Annotated in this window: 20 protein-coding genes; 14 read left to right on the top strand and 6 right to left on the bottom strand. The window is 70.8% G+C overall.

The genetic code is table 11. The annotated features are described in order from the left end of the window. Positions 1 to 66 precede the first annotated feature (66 nt). The 6 genes from ACO0E1_RS13380 to ACO0E1_RS13405 all read left to right on the top strand — a co-directional run bounded on the left by ACO0E1_RS13380 (position 67) and on the right by ACO0E1_RS13405 (position 5,817). Positions 67 to 498, top strand: a complete 432-nt coding sequence (locus ACO0E1_RS13380) for a lactococcin 972 family bacteriocin (protein WP_422874640.1) — start codon at positions 67 to 69, stop codon at positions 496 to 498. Between the two features lie 8 nt (positions 499 to 506). Then, positions 507 to 2,513, top strand: coding sequence for a hypothetical protein (locus ACO0E1_RS13385; protein ID WP_422874641.1), 2,007 nt, complete (start codon positions 507 to 509; stop codon positions 2,511 to 2,513). Beyond that, entirely contained in the window at positions 2,503 to 3,168 is a 666-nt protein-coding gene (locus tag ACO0E1_RS13390) for an ABC transporter ATP-binding protein (RefSeq protein WP_422874642.1), read from the top strand. The genes ACO0E1_RS13385 and ACO0E1_RS13390 overlap by 11 nt, the downstream gene beginning before the upstream one ends. A gap of 95 nt (positions 3,169 to 3,263) precedes the next feature. Next, entirely contained in the window at positions 3,264 to 4,046 is a 783-nt protein-coding gene (locus ACO0E1_RS13395; RefSeq protein ID WP_422874643.1) for an endonuclease/exonuclease/phosphatase family protein, read from the top strand. A gap of 3 nt (positions 4,047 to 4,049) precedes the next feature. Next, positions 4,050 to 5,378, top strand: a complete 1,329-nt coding sequence (locus tag ACO0E1_RS13400; protein ID WP_422874644.1) for a hypothetical protein — start codon at positions 4,050 to 4,052, stop codon at positions 5,376 to 5,378. A gap of 58 nt (positions 5,379 to 5,436) precedes the next feature. Next, on the top strand, positions 5,437 to 5,817 hold the full coding sequence (locus ACO0E1_RS13405; protein ID WP_422874645.1) for a hypothetical protein: 381 nt from the start codon (positions 5,437 to 5,439) through the stop codon (positions 5,815 to 5,817). A 27-nt stretch (positions 5,818 to 5,844) separates the two neighbouring features. Here ACO0E1_RS13405 and ACO0E1_RS13410 read toward each other — a convergent pair whose 3' ends face one another. Continuing rightward, positions 5,845 to 6,558: a hypothetical protein gene (locus tag ACO0E1_RS13410; protein ID WP_422874646.1), complete on the bottom strand. Its 714-nt coding sequence runs from the start codon at positions 6,556 to 6,558 to the stop codon at positions 5,845 to 5,847. A 122-nt stretch (positions 6,559 to 6,680) separates the two neighbouring features. Here ACO0E1_RS13410 and ACO0E1_RS13415 point away from each other — a divergent pair, with 122 nt between their 5' ends. The 5 genes from ACO0E1_RS13415 to ACO0E1_RS13435 all read left to right on the top strand — a co-directional run bounded on the left by ACO0E1_RS13415 (position 6,681) and on the right by ACO0E1_RS13435 (position 11,966). Further along, positions 6,681 to 7,394, top strand: coding sequence for a GntR family transcriptional regulator (locus ACO0E1_RS13415; protein ID WP_422874647.1), 714 nt, complete (start codon positions 6,681 to 6,683; stop codon positions 7,392 to 7,394). Then, the gene (locus ACO0E1_RS13420) at positions 7,391 to 8,437 is read left to right on the top strand and encodes an ADP-ribosylglycohydrolase family protein (protein WP_422874648.1); all 1,047 of its coding nucleotides are present in this window, start codon (positions 7,391 to 7,393) and stop codon (positions 8,435 to 8,437) included. Before ACO0E1_RS13415 ends, ACO0E1_RS13420 begins: the two co-directional genes overlap by 4 nt. A 75-nt stretch (positions 8,438 to 8,512) precedes the next feature. Continuing rightward, on the top strand, positions 8,513 to 10,000 hold the full coding sequence (locus ACO0E1_RS13425) for a purine-cytosine permease family protein (RefSeq protein WP_422874649.1): 1,488 nt from the start codon (positions 8,513 to 8,515) through the stop codon (positions 9,998 to 10,000). Beyond that, the gene (locus ACO0E1_RS13430; protein WP_422874650.1) at positions 10,000 to 10,932 is read left to right on the top strand and encodes a PfkB family carbohydrate kinase; all 933 of its coding nucleotides are present in this window, start codon (positions 10,000 to 10,002) and stop codon (positions 10,930 to 10,932) included. Before ACO0E1_RS13425 ends, ACO0E1_RS13430 begins: the two co-directional genes overlap by 1 nt. Positions 10,933 to 11,054: 122 nt before the next feature. Next, entirely contained in the window at positions 11,055 to 11,966 is a 912-nt protein-coding gene (locus ACO0E1_RS13435; RefSeq protein WP_422874651.1) for an SDR family oxidoreductase, read from the top strand. A gap of 138 nt (positions 11,967 to 12,104) precedes the next feature. Here ACO0E1_RS13435 and ACO0E1_RS13440 read toward each other — a convergent pair whose 3' ends face one another. Next, positions 12,105 to 12,428 (bottom strand): hypothetical protein, encoded by a 324-nt coding sequence (locus ACO0E1_RS13440; RefSeq protein WP_281266600.1) that lies wholly within the window; start codon positions 12,426 to 12,428, stop codon positions 12,105 to 12,107. A gap of 166 nt (positions 12,429 to 12,594) precedes the next feature. Here ACO0E1_RS13440 and ACO0E1_RS13445 point away from each other — a divergent pair, with 166 nt between their 5' ends. Then, positions 12,595 to 13,269, top strand: a complete 675-nt coding sequence (locus ACO0E1_RS13445; protein ID WP_413600182.1) for a TetR/AcrR family transcriptional regulator — start codon at positions 12,595 to 12,597, stop codon at positions 13,267 to 13,269. A gap of 19 nt (positions 13,270 to 13,288) precedes the next feature. Here ACO0E1_RS13445 and ACO0E1_RS13450 read toward each other — a convergent pair whose 3' ends face one another. After that, on the bottom strand, positions 13,289 to 14,797 hold the full coding sequence (locus tag ACO0E1_RS13450; RefSeq protein ID WP_422874652.1) for a threonine/serine exporter family protein: 1,509 nt from the start codon (positions 14,795 to 14,797) through the stop codon (positions 13,289 to 13,291). 125 nt (positions 14,798 to 14,922) lie between these two features. Here ACO0E1_RS13450 and ACO0E1_RS13455 point away from each other — a divergent pair, with 125 nt between their 5' ends. After that, a complete protein-coding gene (locus ACO0E1_RS13455; RefSeq protein WP_422874653.1) occupies positions 14,923 to 15,489 on the top strand; it encodes a hypothetical protein in 567 nt (188 codons plus the stop codon). Between the two features lie 9 nt (positions 15,490 to 15,498). Here the strand turns inward: ACO0E1_RS13455 and ACO0E1_RS13460 are convergent, their stop codons facing one another. Together ACO0E1_RS13460 and ACO0E1_RS13465 are read right to left on the bottom strand one after the other, a co-directional pair. Next, the gene (locus tag ACO0E1_RS13460; protein ID WP_422874654.1) at positions 15,499 to 15,744 is read right to left on the bottom strand and encodes a hypothetical protein; all 246 of its coding nucleotides are present in this window, start codon (positions 15,742 to 15,744) and stop codon (positions 15,499 to 15,501) included. A gap of 80 nt (positions 15,745 to 15,824) precedes the next feature. Beyond that, complete coding sequence (locus tag ACO0E1_RS13465; protein WP_422874655.1) at positions 15,825 to 16,265, bottom strand: OsmC family peroxiredoxin; 441 nt, start codon at positions 16,263 to 16,265, stop codon at positions 15,825 to 15,827. A 119-nt stretch (positions 16,266 to 16,384) separates the two neighbouring features. Here ACO0E1_RS13465 and ACO0E1_RS13470 point away from each other — a divergent pair, with 119 nt between their 5' ends. Further along, positions 16,385 to 17,008 (top strand): DUF805 domain-containing protein, encoded by a 624-nt coding sequence (locus tag ACO0E1_RS13470; protein WP_422874656.1) that lies wholly within the window; start codon positions 16,385 to 16,387, stop codon positions 17,006 to 17,008. Here ACO0E1_RS13470 and ACO0E1_RS13475 read toward each other — a convergent pair. After that, positions 16,960 to 17,799, bottom strand: coding sequence for a TSUP family transporter (locus tag ACO0E1_RS13475; RefSeq protein WP_422874657.1), 840 nt, complete (start codon positions 17,797 to 17,799; stop codon positions 16,960 to 16,962). The genes ACO0E1_RS13470 and ACO0E1_RS13475 overlap by 49 nt on opposite strands. Between the last annotated feature and the right edge of the window lie 71 nt (positions 17,800 to 17,870).

Consider the following 17,870-nt stretch of genomic DNA (forward strand, 5'->3'; position numbering starts at 1 on the left):
GTCACGTCGAGCGGCGCTGGATCGGGCGATTCGCGCGCACCGACCCTTCTGTGTACGTTAACGGTCATGTTCAATATTGCAGACAACACCACAGCAGGTCGCCGCGTCGCGACGCTCTTCGCTGGATTGGTCATGGCGGGTGCGATCGCGCTTCCATCCGCTGCATCCGCGTCGACGATGACCGATGGCGGTGCGACCGCTGGTGGATCCGCGGCGATCACCGGCGGCGAGGGGAGCCAGGTCATCATCGACGACACCATCGGTGATGGAAAGCTCCGCACCACCGAGAAGGTCGGCGGAGGCGTGTGGATCTACGGCATCGGCGGGGGGAACTCCTACTCGTACTACGACCACAGCAGCAAGACCCACAAGTCGACGGCCTGCGCGGGCTTCGGAACGAGCTGCAAGTACTCGGGTTGGGTGTCCAAGGGAACGCGGTCGGTCGCGCAGGTTCTCCGGACTGCTGGGGGCAACACCGCGTTCTGGGACACGAAGTAGCGCGACGGGTGGCCTCGATCCTCCTTCGAACCACAGCCGCGGCTGCGGCTGCGGTGATCTCGTTGCTCATCGGCTTCGCGGCCTTGAGCGTGCAGGACACGCAGTCGATGGCGACCGTCCGGTCTGCACTGGTGATCGCCCAGGCGAACGAGGCCACCCCGATCACTCCGCTCTTGCGTGCGGAGGCTCAGCGTCACCACGCGAACTTCTACCGCATCCGCATGGACCCGACCGGGGAGACGACGACACGAACCCTTGCGCCGATCATCGGTGACCGCACGCTGTACGACCGGGCTTTCCCATCGGGCACGTACGCACGGTTCGACAAGGGCATGGTCACGGAGTTGGTGCCGCTCGACGGTGCGGCGTCCGGGGGCTACCTGTCGACGATGTCGTTCGCGGACCTGCACCAGGTCGTGGTCGGGCTCGAGGATCGTGGTATCGAGGCGCATGCCCAGTCGCTGGGGTGGTGGAGTCTGCTGCGGTACATGGTCGGCTACACCCCTGCCGTCATGGCTGCAGGCGTTGCCGTTCTCGCGGCGTTCACGATGGGATTCGCGCGCGCAGCGCGGCGGGCTCGCAGATCTGCTCTTGCGCTCACGCTCGGTGCGCGGGCACCCCTCATCGGCGACCTGGTGACATCGGCCGCGCTCTCCGTGGCCGCGTTCGTGGTTCTCGGTGGCGTGGCGGCTGTGGTTCTGCTTCCGTACAACGGTGGGCATCGGCTCCCGGACTACTACGAAGCGAGTGCCCTGATGCTGGGTCTGCTGTTCGCGGCGTTCGCAGGTGGATCATGCATTTCGGGCGTTCTGCCCGCAGGGGAGCGCTTTCGCGCCGCGTTCACGGGGTGGCGTCCGTGGGCACGCGGCTCGGTTCCGATGTCTGTGGTCCAAGTCTTCGCCCTGACGTTGGTGGTGTTCCTCCTCACGCAGGCTGTTGCGGCCGCCGGAGCGCTCCAGGCAGTCCATGGAAGCCGTCCCGACTGGCGCGCGTGCGAAACCTGTACGTCGACGATCTTCCAGGGGGTCGACGGGCCGGATGCGCTGGATGCGGCAGTCGCGCCGTTCGCATCGGCAGTGCGCACGCGCGACGATGCGGCAGGAGTCGTGCTCAGCTGGGTGCCGGGCCGCAACAACGGTGATCGCTTCATGCCCGGAGATCCCGGCTCCAATGTCATCGTGGCGAACCCGGAGTTCATCGTACGATCGGGCAGTCGTCTGTCCGATCCGCTCCGCGGAGCCCACGGCCCCGGCATCTGGGGGATTCTCGTGCCAGATGACCACGCTGACCGTGCGGACTCGATCGCTTCGGAGTGGCGACGATGGTTCGCGTCGCCCCTTGGTGATGTCCCGAACGAAGCCGTTCCGAAGGCGCCGCGCATCGGCACGTACTCAGCGGGCAAGGTGTTCAACTACGGGCAGACGGATTTCCGGTCCCAGGTCTTCTCGGACTCACCCGTCATCGTCATCGTTCCCGCGTCAGCCGGATTGCTGGATGACGACTCGTACTTCGCGGCTGGATCGGCGGGCGACTTGTTGTTCACCGAAGACGTGGGCGGCACTCGCCAGGTCCTGGACGACGCTGGCGTTTCACGGTCCGTGTACGTGCTCGATTCGTTGGCCAACCAGATGGCGCGCGGCGAGGAAGCCGCGGCGGTGAAACTCCCGATTGCGATGGTCGGCGGGGTGATCGGGCTCCTCGTGATGTTGGGCGTACTCGTGATCCGAACGCGCAGCTACATGCTGATCCACCGCGATCGGGTGTTGTCCGGACTGGTGCACGGCCAGTCGCTTGCCCGCGTTCACCTGCCCCTCTGGGGTCGAACGGTTCTCCTTTTATCGTGCGCAGCATTGACGATCCTCGTCGGAATGCGCAGTGGTTTGACCGGAGCGGACATCTTGCCGTTCCCGCTCGGCGTCACGTTCGGCGTCGTCGCCGGCGTGATCTCAGCGTCCAGCATCCGGATCGCTGGGGGATTCACCACCACGAAGGAGCTGAGGGCTCATGCCGAATGAAGACCAGGTCGTGTCCGTCGTCGCATTGGAACACGGACTCGGCAATCGGCCGCTCTTCCGTGCGCTCGACCTGGAAGCACGAACGGGTCAGGTGCACGCGGTGCTCGGGCCATCCGGAGCGGGCAAGTCGACTCTCTTGCGGATGATCGGTGGCCTTGAGCGTCCGCGCTCTGGCACCATTCGTTCGCTCGGCTATGACGTTCCTGCGCTCCGGGGGGTACGGCTGCGGAGATACCTCCGTCACACCGTCGGTTTCGTGTTCCAGGATGCCGGGCTCGTCGAACAATGGAGCGTCCGGCAGAACCTCCAGGCAGCTGCGAGGGCGGCACCGAGCGCTCCGACGTCCACTCCGTTCGGCGTGGACGAAGTCATGAACCTGATGGATCTCCCGACGGAGTACCTCGGCCGTCGTGCCGTCGAGCTGAGCGGCGGAGAACGTCAGCGAGTCGCGATCGCGAGGATCCTCGTTCGCAAGCCCCGTCTGGTCCTCATGGATGAGCCCACCGCTGCACTGGATGCCGACCGCACCAGTCTCGTGATGCGGATTGTGCGTGACTTGGCCGATGATGGTGCGGCGGTGCTCGTTGCGTCGCATGATCCAGAGGTGTCCCGCGTCGCCGATGCGACGACCGATCTCGGATCGGCGCAGCGCTGATCCACATTTCCTGCGGCTCCGGTTCTCCGCTGGGCGACGGACGCATCGGCGGGTCGTCGACCGGCCGAGCGTGCACTCGCCGTAGGTTCGAGGGTGTGGACAACGCAGCGCGTCCGATCACCCTGATGACCTACAACATCAAGAACCCGGATCCGGCGCACGACTGGCCGGCCAGGCTCCCCGTCCTGCTCGACATCGTGCGGCGCCACGACCCGGACGTCCTGTGCGTGCAAGAGGCCTTCGATCACCAGATGGAGGACCTCCGGCAGGGGCTCGAGGGGTACGCGGCCGTCGGACAGGGGCGTGAGGGCGGCAGCGCGGGGGAGCATGCCGCAGTCTTCTTCCGACAGGACCGCCTTCGCCCGATCGAGGAAGGGTCGTTCTGGCTGTCGGACACCCCGGACGAGCCGGTGTCGAACACGTGGGGCAGCCTGTTCCCCCGCATCGCGAACCACGTCCGCTTCCTGGACGTCGACGGCGCCGCGTTCACCCTGTTGACCACGCACCTCGACCACGAGGCGAACGACCACGGGGACGAGGTCCGCGGCAAGAGCGCGGCGCTCATCGTCGAGCGGCTCGCGGGTGTGGACGGTCCGGTGGTCGTCGCAGGGGACTGCAACGAGCCGGCCGGCGCGGGAACGGCGTCGCGCGTCTTCGCCGACGGTGGGTACGTCGACACGTGGACGGTCGCGGGGGACCCGGGCGACCGCACCGCGACGTTCAACGACTGGCTGCCACCGGTGGAGTCGGGGGAGCGGATCGACTGGGTCCTGACGAAGGACGTCGCCGGCGTGGACCGCGTGGTGATCGACCACGACGGTCCGGAGACTTGGTTCGCGAGTGACCATTTCCCGGTGGTCGCGACGATCCGGACGTGACCATTGGCAACCAATGCATCGGTCCTCGCGGAGGTCCTCGGTGAAGCGCCGACCGACCTCGCGGTGTGGCGTGCCACCCGGCGCAGGCAAGACGCCCGCGGCCTCCTCGAGGAGTACCTCGAGCGGCGGGTTGCGGTGGAGTCGGAACCGGTGCCGCAGACACCCCCTGGGTTCTTCCGCCCGGCGTTCCTGACCGACTTCGCCGGAGGGTCGTCCGGTCCGTACGACCGCGAGTTCGCGTTCGTGGGACGTGCGCTCGGGTACGCGGACCAGGTCGCGGTCGTTGACGATGCAGAGCGGTGGATCTCGGCGGACGACCGGCAGGCGCACCTCGACAACCTCGGATTCGGGAGCCGGGCGGTCACTGACGGCACCTGGCTGCTGAGGCGGGTGGCACGGTACGCACCGCTCGAGGAGTCGGGAACGCTCGTCTACGTGAGCCCGCCCACGTTCCCCGACCGCTCGACAGTCGAGCGGTCGCTTCCAGACCCCCTGCCGGACGAACTCGTCCAGCTCGTCGTCGACCGTGCCGGGTACCGGCCGAATGCGTCGGCGCTGCTGACTGACATCGTCAGGGCCGACCTCGCGACCTGGTTCCGCGAGCTCCGTGCGCTGCTCGACTTCGGTGCCGAAGCGTCTGGGGCCGTCGACCTCTACCTCCCTGACTGGTTCGCTGGTCCGGAACTGCTCAGCTGGATGTTCCGTGAGATCGACTGGCCGAACTGGCTCGACGGCTCCGTTGCACACCAGGAATCCCTGACACAGCTGCTGTCGCTGCCCGCGCCGTCTGCGGAGCAGGTGCGACGGATCTCCACGGAGCAACTGCTGGCCGTCCGCGAGCAGGACCGTATGCACCGGTGGAGGGAGGAGTTCTCCGGCATCCTCCGTGAGTACGGCGCGGCCGACTCGCTGCGGGAGCGACTCGAGTTCCGGGATCTTCTCCGGGCACGCGCCGGCGAGCTCGGGGTCGCGGTTCGTGACCATCCGTTGCTTGGACGTGATCTCCGTTCCACTATCGAGGCCGGCGTGGCCGTCGCCCCGACCGCACTCCTCACCGGGCAGCCGGTGGTCTCGACCGTAGCGGTCGCTGCGGCACCCTTCGTCGCGAGTGCGGCAAGGTCCATCGCGAGCTGGTTACTGGGCCGGAACGGCTCCCGATCCGGGGGCGATGAGATCGTGATCGATGCGGCCGCGCAGGGCTCCGCGATCCGCGGGTTCCTCAACGACCCGGTGCAGCCCGGAGCCCGGCGGCGGCCCCCGAGCAGTTCGATGACCGACATGTTCGGGCGACCCGTCGCGTTCGACTTCTTCGACCTTGACGATCGTGACTGAGCGGGCGCGGCTCGGCACCACCTGGGCGACGACAGCGTGGTTCCTCGGGAGGCCCGACATGTCCGCATTGCTGGTGCACGAGTCTGAGGTCGAAAGCGGTCTTCGGGGCCGACTGGTGGCGATACCGCCGGCGGATGGCATGTTGCCGCTGATCACCGACCGCGCCGTCGTCGTCGGAGCGGAGTCGAACGCCATCACGCTGGCGATCGTCGAGGGTGCGCGGGCCAGGACCGCGCCGCCGTTGCACATGGACGATGAACACAGCGAGGGCTGGCTCGAGACGGCGAGCGCGAGTGGCGTGGTCCTGGTCGCGTACCAGGACGTGTTCCTCGCGGCGCACATCGCCGAGGACTCCAACGCCGGAGAGCACGGTGTGGTCCGGCCGTTCCTGGACTCGATACGCGCCGGAGTGCTGCAGTTCGCGTTCGTGCGCGGGTGAGGATTCGGCCTCAGCAGGCCGGGTTTGTCAGCAGCCCTTCGTCGCGTTGACCGGCATCGGCGACCCGATCACGGTCACGGTGGTGCCGTCGGTCAACGCCGAGACGCCGTTCGTCCCCGCACCCGGACGGTCGGAAGCCCATCCCTCGGCGAGGAGCACCTGCCAGGCTTCGGAGTCCCCGGACCCCAGGGACTCGCGGTCGCTCTTCGGGGCGTCGTCGATCAGGTCCGACACGTCGTCGCCGACCTGGACGCCGTCCGGCCCGCTCAGCTCGACGATGCCGCCCGTGCGCGAACGGACCTCGTCACGGAGCACGCGGACCTCGAGCGAGTTGCCGAGGTCGGACGGCTCGGACAGTGCTGCGACGCGAAGCGACCCGCCCCACGTGTAGGTCGTCCCCGCCGGCAGGCATCGTCCACCGTCACCCTCGGCGGTGAGGGTGCGGGACGGGGTGCCGAACAGGCGGTCGAAGAGCTCGACGGTCGCGGAGCCGTTCCGCATCGACGCGACGGCGACGGTGCGGTCCCCGCGGCGGAGCGTGATGGACTCGGCGCCCAGCTCGAGTCCGTCGACCCGCTTCAGCTTGGCGTTCGAGACCGGGGACGACGTGGGCGCCGGAGTCACCTCCGCTGCTGCGGCCCGGCCGCCGGTGGCCGCACCGGTCGCCAGATCGACGCTCGTGGTGCCGGCCACGAGGGCGAGCACGACGGCGCCGGTCGCGAGCAGGGTCCGTGCGGTCACCATTCGACGGTAGGGCCGACGGACTCGTTGCACGACGTGTGTTACCGAATCGGGGCCTGGCCGAAACCGGACCGTGACCTTCCGATGGACTGGACAGGTCTTGTACATGTACCATCGCTGTCATGCCCGTCTCATCGAAGCGACGTCTCGTCGCCGACGCCCTCCGCGACGCGATCGCGACGGGCCGGTACGTCTCCGGCGAACGACTCCCGGGGGAGCACGACCTCGCCGAGCGCTTCGCGGTCAGCCGCGGCACCGTCCGCGCAGCGCTCGCCGACCTCGCCGACGACGAGTACATCGCCACGCACGGCGGCATCGGTTCGGTCGTCACCTTCGACGGTGCGGCGCTCGACCCGCGTGCCGGCTGGGCACGGTCCATCGCGGGCAGCGGCACCGAGGTCCGCGCGTCGACGCTGCGGATCGAACGCGTCGAGGACGCCGAACTCGCGAGCCTGGTCGACGCCGAACCGGCCTTCGTGGCCGTGGACCGGGTGCGCTCCGTGGTCGACGGGCCGCACGTCTCCTACGAGCGCAGCGTCGTGCCGCGCATCGGTCGGCTCGACCGTGCCGTCGAGGACGGACTCGTCGAGGGGTCGTTGAGCGCGACGATCGAGGCGGCCGGCCTCGTCCCGGCGCGAGCGGAGCAGTGGATCGACGTCCGTCCGCTCGACGACGCCGAGGCCGCGGTGCTCGACCGCACCCCCGGCACCCCCTTCCTGCACAGCCGTCGGGTCTCCCGCACCGCGGGCGGTGCCTTCGTCGAGGCCGTCGACAGCCTGCTCGACCCCGAGCGCTTCCGTATCCACATGCGCTTCGGACAAGGAGACGCCCGATGACCCGCACGACCACCTCCGAGCACGCGCTCGCCGCCTTCCGGGGCCTCGCGATCGGGGACGCCCTCGGCATGCCGACGCAGTCGATGTCCCTCCAGGAGATCCGCGAGGACCACGGCCGCATCACCGGGTTCGTCGACGCCGGCCCCCGGCAGCGCATCGCGCACGGCATGCCCGCCGCGAGCATCACCGACGACACCGAGCAGGCCGTGCTCGTCGCGCAGCTGCTCGTCGAGGGCGACGGCCGGCTCGACCCGACCCGGTTCGCCGAGGCGCTCATCGACTGGGAGCGCGGGATGGCGGCGAAGGGGTCCCTCGACCTGCTCGGCCCGAGCACGAAGACCGCGGTGCAGCGCATCCTCGACGGCGTCCCCGCGTCCGAGGCCGGTTCCACCGGCACCACGAACGGCGCCGCGATGCGGATCACGCCGGTCGGCATCACCACGACCGCTGACGACCTCGACGCGCTCGTCGACGCCGTGCAGGACGCCTCCCGCGTCACCCACGACACCGGGCTCGGCATCGGGGGCGCGGCCGCGATCGCCGCCGCCGTCAGCGCCGGGATCGACGGAGCGTCGCGGGCCGAGGCGCTGGACGTCGCGGTCGCCGCTGCCCGGATCGGGGAGCGACGGGGACACTGGATCGCCGGGGCCTCGATCGCCGACAAGACGGCCTGGGCGCGCCAGTGGCTCCCCACCGTGCCGACGGACGACCGGATTGCCGCCATCGACGGCGTGATCGGCACGAGCGTCGCCAGTCAGGAGTCGGTCGTCGCCGCGCTCGCCCTCGTGTCGCTCGACCTCGACCCCTGGGAGACGCTCTGCACCGCCGCGAGCATCGGCGGCGACACCGACACGATCGCCGCGATGGCGGGTGCCGTGCTCGGTGCCGTGCACGGTGCCGACGCGTGGTCGCCCGAGACCGTCGACCAGGTCGAGTCGGTCAACGACATCCGCTTCGCCGACGTCGTGACCCCGCTGCTGCAGCTCCGCACGAGCAGCGCGGACCGCATGGACCGCGCCCGCACCGCGAGCAGCACCTCCTAGCCCCCGGTCGGTGGCATCCCCCACGAGCCACCGCCCGGTCCCACCCCAAGCCCTTCCGACGACGTAAGAGGAACCATGGCAGACACCCCGAGCTCGGGAACCCTCACCAGCATCGAGCAGCGCGGCATCGAACCGGTGCCCGCCGCCGAGCGCACCGGGAACGCCGGCGCGCTGTTCTGGGTGTGGTTCGCCGCCAACATCTCCATCCTCGGGCTGCCCCTCGGCGCGACCCTGGTGGCGTTCCAGCACCTGAACATCTGGCAGGCGCTCCTCGTCGCCGTGATCGGCGCCGCCGGGTCGTTCGCCGTGGTCGGCGTGATCTCGATCGCCGGACGCCGTGGCGGCGCACCCGGCCTGACCCTGAGCCGCGCCGTCTTCGGCGTCCGCGGGAACATCGGCCCGACCTTCGTCTCGCTGCTGTCCCGACTGGGGTGGGAGACGGTGAACACCACGACCGCGGCCTTCGTGCTGCTGTCGCTGTTCACGATCCTCTTCGGCACGGACGGTGACGCCAAGCACAACCCGGTCCTGACGATCGTCGCGATCCTGGTGTTCGTCATCGCGACCGTGCTCATCTCCGGCCTCGGTCACGCCTTCATCGTCGCCGTGCAGAAGTGGGCGACCTGGGTCTTCGGCGCGCTGAACGTGTTCGTCGCCGTGTTCCTGGTCGTCCGCGTCGACTGGCACGTCGTCGGCAGCGCCCCCGCCGGGCCCGTCGCCGCGATGGTGATCGGCATCGGGACCATCGCCGCCGGTACCGGCATCGGCTGGGCGACCGCGGGGGCGGACATCGCCCGGTACTCGAAGACGAGCGTCCGCGCCGCCAAGCTGGTCAGCGCGAGCGCAGCAGGTGCCGGCATCCCGCTCGTCGTGCTCGTCGGCCTGGGCGCGCTGGTCTCCGCCGGCGACCCGACGCTGGCGCAGGCGGGCGACCCCGTCGCCGCGATCCGTGACCTGCTGCCCGGCTGGATGGCGGTGCCGTACCTCATCGCGGCGTTCGGCGGGCTGCTCCTCTCGAACCACCTGTCCGTGTACTCGGCGAGCCTCACGACCCTGACGCTCGGCATCAAGGTCCCCCGGGTCTGGGCGGTCACCGTCGACGTCGTGGTCACGTTCCTCGGGGCGATGTACTTCATGCTCGTCGCGGACGGCTTCTACGCGCCGTTCATCACCTTCATCTCGGTGCTCGCCGTGCCGATCACGGCCTGGCTCGGTGTCTTCATCGCCGACATCCTGCGCCGCACCTGGTACGACCCGGTGGCACTGCTCGACCTCCGCGCCGGCGGTCGGTACTGGTACTCGGGCGGCATCGCGTGGCGTGCCGTCATCGCCTGGGCCGTCGCGATCGTCGTCGGCTTCCTGTTCACGAGCGTGCAGGTCGGCGACGCGGACCCGGTCTTCGTCGGCGCGTTCTCGAACACCTGGATCGGCGCCAACGGACTCGGCTGGATCGTCACCTTCTTCGTCGCCGCAGCCGTGTACGTGCTCACGGGCGGTCCCAAGGGCGTGCTCCACGAGCCGGCCGACGAGTCCGCGCCGATGCACGTGACGGAGCGCGCCTGATGCCGCGGCTCGTCTCCGTCGGCAACGTCATCGTCGACATCGTGATGCGCGTCGGGGAGCTGCCGGAACCGGGAGGCGACGTGATCGCGTCCTCGTCGGACATCACCGCCGGTGGTGGCCTGAACACGATGGTCGCCGCTCGACGGGACGGCCTCGAGGTCGTGTTCGCCGGGCAGTACGGCACCGGCCCGTTCGGCGACGTCGTCCGCGACGCGCTCGCCGCCGCCGATGTCGAGATCCTGCAGCCCGGGGTACCCGACCAGGACAGCGGGTACTGCGTCGCGCTCGTCGACGCCTCGACCGAGCGCACCTTCGTCACGAGCGTCGGCGCGGAGGGACGGCTCGGGACCGAGGAGCTGGACCGCGTCGAGCTCCGGGAGGACGACACCCTGTTCGTGTCCGGGTACGGGCTCGCCCACCCGGTGAACGGCCGTGCGATCGCGTCCTGGATCACGACGATCCCGACATCGGTGCGGGTCGTGTTCGACCCGTCGCCCCTCGTCGCGACGCTGGACCCGCAGGTGGTCGCGCCCGTGACGGCGCGTGCCGACGTCATCTCCGCGAACGCCCGGGAGGCCCGGCTCACGTCCCCGGGATCGGCCGACCTCCGGCAGACGGTCACCGCCATGGCCGCGGTCGCGCGGGGTGCGGTGCTGGTGCGTGACGGCGGGGCCGGCTGCTGGGTCGCCGACGAGTCGCTGCCCGGAGGGCCCGTCCTGGTGCCGGGGTTCGCGGTCGCAGCCGTCGACACGAACGGAGCCGGTGACGCCCACGGTGGCGTGCTCGTCGCGGCGCTGTCCCGTGGTGAGCCGCTCCTCGACGCCGTGCGGCGTGCCAACGCCGCGGCGGCGATCGCCGTCTCGCGCCTCGGACCCGCGACCGCGCCCACCCGGGCCGAGACCGACGCGTTCCTCGCCGCCCACCCGGCGTAGGCCGACCGCCGGGGCCGTACCGAGCCTCCTGTCCGGCGACCACCCGCCGGTCTGGCCGCTGCGCGCATCGGGGGACAGCCTCCTGGAGCGGTCCCGACGGCCGCGTGCGTACCGTCGACGACATGACGGACCAGCAGATCGACCAGTACACGATGCAGGACCCGACGAAGCTCTACGCCGACAAGAAGCCCGACGAGCAGTACCTCCAGGGTGCTGGCACCGACGAGGAGATGGCGAAGAACGTCCCGGCCGACCACGGCGAGGAGACGTACCGAGGCTCCGGGCGCCTGCAGGGCCGGAAGGCGCTCGTCACCGGCGGCGACTCCGGGATCGGCGCGGCGGTCGCGATCGCCTACGCCCGCGAGGGTGCCGACGTCGCCATCGGCTACCTACCCGAGGAGCAGGAGGACGCCGACCGCATCGTCTCGCTCATCGAGGCCGCCGGCCGCAAGGCCGTCGCGATCCCTGGTGACATCACGTCGCTCGCGTTCTGCGAGGAACTCGTCGCGACCGCGGTGCGGGAGCTCGGTGGGCTCGACATCCTCGTGAACAACGCCGGCAAGCAGCAGAACGTGTCCTCGATCGAGGACATCTCGGACGAAGAGTTCGACGAGACCTTCAAGACGAACGTCTACGCCACGTTCCGGATCACGAAGGCCGCCGTGCCCCACCTGCAGCCGGGGTCGACGATCATCAACACGACCTCGATCCAGGCCTACGCGCCGTCGCCGCACCTGGTGCACTACGCGGCGACGAAGTCGACCGTGAACAACCTGGCGAAGGGCCTCGCGGCGCAGCTCGCGCCGAAGGGCATCCGCGTGAACGCCGTGGCGCCCGGTCCGATCTGGACGCCGCTGCAGCCCGCCGGTGGGCAGCCGCCGGAGGCCCTGCCGACCGCGGGGGAGCAGACGTACCTCGGTCGCTGGGGACAGCCGGCCGAGCTCGCGCCGGCGTACGTGTTCCTCGCGAGCGGGGAGTCGTCGTACGTGGTCGGAGAGACGCTGCACGTCGACGGCGGCATGCCGACGCCGTAGCGCGCCCGCGAGCGTCGTCCGCGAGCAGCCGGCGCCCAGCCCCACGCCCGCAGCCCGTCGCCCGCACAACGAAAAGCACCTCGCACCACGTGTTCGCGTGGCGCGGGGTGCTTTCGGTTGTGCGCGGCGTCGGCCCGGTCAGCTCGCGACGCCGCAGGACCTCGCCATGCGCTCGAGGAGCTCGCGCGCGGACAGCGCGGCCGCGAGTTCGACCTCGACCGGGTTGATGCCGAACGCCCGCTCGAGTCGGCGACGACGGGCCTGGTCGGCGACGGGGACCTCCGGACGCTGCGGCAGCACCGCGATCGCCTGTGCCGCCGCCTCGAACGCGCCGTCCGGCCGACCGACCTGCTCCCACATCGCCCGGACGTCGTGCGCCACCTGATCGGCGTCGCCGCCGAACTCGAAGCCGGCGGAGGCCATGGTCGCCAAGCCCTGTGCGGTGGGGTCGTTCGGGGTCATCCCGGCATCGTCACACAGCTCGCCGGGAACCCGCCAGGAGTCCGTGACCGCCAGGACCTGCACGTTCTGTCCCCCATCATGCCGACCCCCGGAACGGGGATTCTGTCGCACCCCGGAATCCGTTTGGATGGTCGTGCGGACAGGACGTCCGCAGACGGAGGGCACGATGCTCGAGGACACCAGCGCGGACACGCAGGCAGCTGCAGCCGCAGCAGCGACCCTGCACCTGCGGATCACCATCGTCGGCGCGACCGTGGACCTGCTCCGCGACGTCCCGTTCCACGAGGCCCGTCCCGAGGCCGTCGCCGAACGACTGGACATCAGCGTCGCCGAACTCCGTCAGCACTTCCCGTCGTGGGACGGTCTCGTGCTCGCCGCACTCGACCGCTGGAACGGCGGCCGCATGGACGAGGTCACCCGCGAGGTCGGGGACGGCAGCACGGTCGAGCTGCTCCGTGCGATCGTCGCGTCGAACGCCGAGGACCCGGCCCTGATGCGGCTCCTCGTCGCCCTGCTGTCCGTCGCGGGCAACCCGGCGCACCCGATGTCGACGTACCTCCGCTCGCGCTACCAGCTCTTCTCCTCGCAGATCCGACGCGGGCTGGAGCACGACGTCGCCGTCGGCCGTGCCCCGCACACGATGGACCCCCGCCGCGGAGCCGAGCAGCTCATCGCGCTCTACGAGGGGCTCCAGCTGCAGGCCCTGCTGCGCAGCGACCTCGACCTGGTGCCCGCGTTCGACCGTGCGGTGGCGCGGATGGAGCGCGGCTGGATGGAACGCTACGAGCCGCAGGCCCAGCGCCGGCTGTCCACGTGGTCGGACGGCGGCTGGGACATCTGACCCGTCCCGGTCACCGGGATCACCGCGTGCGGGAACCGCGGGGGACCGAGCCGTTGCCCGGGTCGTAGCCCGTGTCGCGCAGCACGGGGATCGCCGTCGTGTCGTTGTGCACCGAGTGCACCACCACGCGCCGGGTCCGCCGGAGCGCTCGCCGTGCCCCCGGCGTCGCGAACAACCCGCCGAGGACGAGCCCCGCGCCGATCCCGAGTGCGACCGAGACCGCGGCGACGAAGTCGAGTGCGGCGCTCGACGACCCCGACATGAAGTTGAGGAGCGCGTTCGACACCGCGACACCGGGCAGCAGCGCGCCGCAGAACGCCGGGACCGCGATCGCCGCGACCGCCGTCCGCATCCGCACGGCGGCGTACGTGGACAGGACGCCGAGGAGCACCGCGGCGATGAACGTCGCGCCGAGCAGCGGGAGCCCGAGCTGGCGCAGCCCCCACAACGACGCCGCCGCGGCGACGGAGAACACCACCGCGACGGGGATCACCCGGGCGCTGGCCTGCTGCACGAAGCAGTTCGCACCGGCCGACACGACCGTCAGTGCGAGCGATGCCCACAGCGGCAGGGCCTGCGTCACGATGCCGGACGGGTCGACCTCGAGGTGGAGCCACTTCGTCAGCGCGATCCCCGCCGGCACCCCGACCACGATCGCCGCGATGACCAGCCCGATGTAGAACGCACGGGCCACGGCCATCGCCCGGAACCCGGAGATCGCGTCCTGCGCCCACGTGACGAGCGCGACGTGGGGAAGGAGCAGCACCACCAGGGCCGCCACCATCGTCGCGGCCCCGGCCGGGTGCAGGATCCCGATGCCGATCGCCAGGGTGCCGATCACGGACGCCACCGCCCCCTGCGCACCGGAGACGAAGAACTGCGGGTAGCCCCGGCCCGTCAGCCACCGCCCCGAGACGATGATGCCGAGCATGAGCATGAACGCTCCGATGCCGGCACGCCAGCCGCCACCCGCCTGCATCGCGATCGAGGTGCCCAGGATGGACAGGCCGACGTCGGCGGTCCACATCGGCCACCGGGAGGGCATCCGCAGCACGGCCACGAGCGCGCTCACCGCCGACGACATGTCGCGCTCGTCGTGGATGACGTCGTCGACGATCTGGTTCGCCCACGCGAGCCGGTTGAGGTCGGAGCCGTCCGAGCTCACCGTCCGCATCTTGACGAGCATCGGCGCGTCCGACGGCGCGTACTGGATCGTCACCGAGCTGCCCGTGAAGTCGAGTTCGAGGGGTGCGAGGTTCCACTTGGTCGCCACCGCCACCAGGGCGATCTCGACGCTGCGGGTGTCCGCGCCCGAGGCCAGCATCACCTCGGCGAGGTCGAGACAGAAGTCGACGATCTGCTGCGCGGAGTACTGCTCGCGCCGCGACCGGGTGTCCGGCGCGACGTGCTCGTAGATGGTGCCGCGGAGCCGGGCGCGGATGTCGCGGAGGTCGTGCTGGGCGACGCTGCGGGCACGCGGGCGGTGCGGACGACCAGGCCGCGCGCCGGGGAAGAGCGGTTCGGCCATCGGTCCATTGTGCCTGCCGCGCCCGCCCGAGTCCGGACGTCCGCTGAACGCCTCGACTACCGTGCTGCCCATGGCGACCACCGACGGAGATCCCTGGCCGGCGGTCCTCGATGCGCTGCCCACCGGTGCCACGCACCACGACGCCGATCGGGTCCTCCGAGCCTCAGGCTGGACCGGCTGCGGCACCGGCAGCGCTCTACCGGGTGGCGTCGGACACCCGGCAGGTGCCCGCGTTGTTCGGGCACCGGGTCCTCGACGGCGGCGGGGACCTCACCCTGATGGAAGCCCTGGAGCCGGTCGCGGAACCCGAGGCCGCGGCGTTCCACCGATCGCTCGCAGCCGGGGATCCCGAGGTCGCGGCGCTCGTCGGGCACATCCGGTCCGTGCACGCGCAGGGAGCGGACGAGCAGCCGTGGTGGGGCCCGCTCGACGACAATACGGCGAACGTGATGCGCGGTGCTGACGGTCGGCTGGTGGTCACCGACCTCTACTACGCCGACGGGCCGAACCTGTACCGCACCGTGCTCGAGGACCCGGACCGCGTCGTCCGCGCGTTCCCCGAGGAGCGTCGCCGGTACATGACGGAGCTGCCGCTCGCGAGCTCGGGCGGCTGGCCGGACGGCGAGGCCGAGCGCCTGCGCGCCGGGCTCGCCGCGGCCGATGCCCGGCTCCACGTCGCCGGCGGGCGGTGAGTCGCTCGGTCAGCGGCGGCGCACGCTGAGTCGTCCGGCGGCGAAGGCCGCCGAGACGAGCCCGACGACCACCAGTGCGTACCCGAGCAGCGTCTGCCAGCTCGGCGGTCCGGCGACGAAGGCGTAGTCACTCAGCGGTGCGTACGCGAACCAGCCGAAGGACGCCCTCGGCGTGGTGGCGACGAGCAGGGCGCCGCCGATGAGGGCCAGCAGGCCGAGCCACAGGGTCAGGTGGGTCCAGGTCCGTCTGATCACGGCTCCGAGCGTAGCCAGGAGACGGACGGGAGGCCCGTGGCGGGGTCGCCACGGGCCTACCGTCCGTCAGGTGGTGCCGACTACTGCTCGAACGTCGCGTTCAGGGTGATGTCGACTCCGGTGAGCGCCTTGCTGACGGGGCAGGTCGCCTTGGCGTCCTCTGCCGCCTTGAGGAAGGTCGCCTCGTCGATGCCGGACACCTCGCCGCTCACCGTGAGGGCGATGCCGGTGAGCTTGAACCCGCCGGCCGAGTCCGGGCCGAGCGAGACGTCGGCCTTGACGTCGAGGGCCTCGACGGTGCCGCCGGCCTCGCCGAGCACGGCGGAGAACTGCATCGCGTAGCAGGCGGAGTGCGCTGCGGCGATGAGTTCCTCGGGGCTGGTCGTGCCGTCGGCGTCCTCGGCGGCGCGCTTCGGGAACGAGACGTCGTACGTGCCGACCTTCGAGCTGGAGAGTTCGACCTGGCCGGAGCCGTCCTCGAGGCCGCCGTTCCAGGCGGTGCGTGCGGTGCGCGTGGGCATGGCCGCTCCTTTCGTGTGGGGTGCGGTCCCGAGCGGGAGCCACGGTGCCGAGTCAATCGGAGAACGCACGTTCTCGCAAGGGGTTCCCGGCGAAGACGCAGGTCGGTAGGGTCGAGCGCATGGGGGATCGAGGGACGTTCCGGCAGCAGGCGCTCGCCCGCGGTCCGCAGCGTGACGTGGGACCGCTCGTCGCCTGGGCCCGGTTCTGGACGCAGGGTTGGCGGTTCTCCGGTCGGGCGAGCCGGTCCGAGTTCGCCTGGCCGATGGTGTTCGAGCTGGTCGTCGTGGTGCTCGCGGTCGGGATCCCGGTGTGGTCGGGGACGCCGTGGCGCTGGACCTGGTACGCCGACCCGTTCGGGATCATGCCGTCCCCTGCCGTGTACTTCCACCTCTGGGGGAGTGGGAACTGGTGGTGGGGCTACGGCGACGGGGCGGACGTCCCACCGAGGGCGTGGGACCTCCCGGTGATCGCCTGGGTCGCGGTGACGGCGATCCCGCGCTGGACCCTGCTGGTGCGGCGGCTGCACGACCGGGACCACACCGGGCTCTGGGTGCTGCTGCTCGCGTTCACCGGGCCGATCGGGTGGCTCGTGGTGAGTGCGATGGTCGTGCGTCGGCCTCGTGCGGCTGGTGCACGGTTCGACCGGAGCGTGTGGGACGCGTACAAGCCGAGCGCCACGTTGCCGCCCGAGCCTCAGGACACGGCGACGGCGACGCCCGCGGCACCGAGCAGCACCACGTAGCCCAACGCGTGCACCGCTTCGGGGATGCGCGGTGGACGTCGGCGGAGCAGCACGATCACCGGCATCGCGCCGAGCAGCAGCGCGACCGCGGCCGGGACGTCGACCGCGCCGACCAGGCCGGTCGCGTCGGGTGCCTGCCCGTGCACGAGCAGGGTGACGAGGACCGCCGGTGCGGCGATCGCGAGCGTCAGTGGGTTCGCCAGGGCGGTCGCCACCGGCATGGACGCACCGGCCCGGCGCATCACCGGGACGGTCATGACGCTGCCGCCGACACCCAGGAACGCCGCGACCGCTCCGACCGGGAGGCCGAGCACCGTCCGCATGCCGTTCCCGCCGGGCGTGCTGCCGGACACCACGGCCGTGGGGCGCGTTCCGAGGGTCGGCTCACGTCGGGACCGGGGACCCCGCTCGCGTCGGAAGAACCCGGGGCGGACGAGCAGGTCGACCACGGTGGCCCCGACGTACGCGACGAAGCCCCACCGCAGGAGCGCATCAGGCGCGAACCGAGCGGCTGCCGCGCCGACCGCACCCCCGAGGACGAGCAGCGCGAAGAGTCCGGTGCGTCCGCGGAGTCCCCGGAGGACGACGCGCTTCGTGGATGCCGTCGCCACTGCGGCGTTCACGAGCATCACGAGCGCGGAGGTCGCCGTCGCCACGCGGACCGCATCGCCTCCGAGTGCGGCATCGGCGACGGTGATGATCGGGACCGTCACGAACCCGCCGCCGAAGCCGAACAACACGGTCGTCAGCCCGACGAGGACCCCGATGAGCGCGAGCACGAAGAACGTCATGGCATCCAGTCCAGCGCCGACCGTGGTGGCAAGCAATCGATGTTCCGTCGCAGGCCTTCGAGAGTTAGCCT

This window comes from Curtobacterium guangdongense, from assembly GCF_049341845.1.
Classification (GTDB): Bacteria; Actinomycetota; Actinomycetes; order Actinomycetales; family Microbacteriaceae; genus Curtobacterium; species Curtobacterium guangdongense.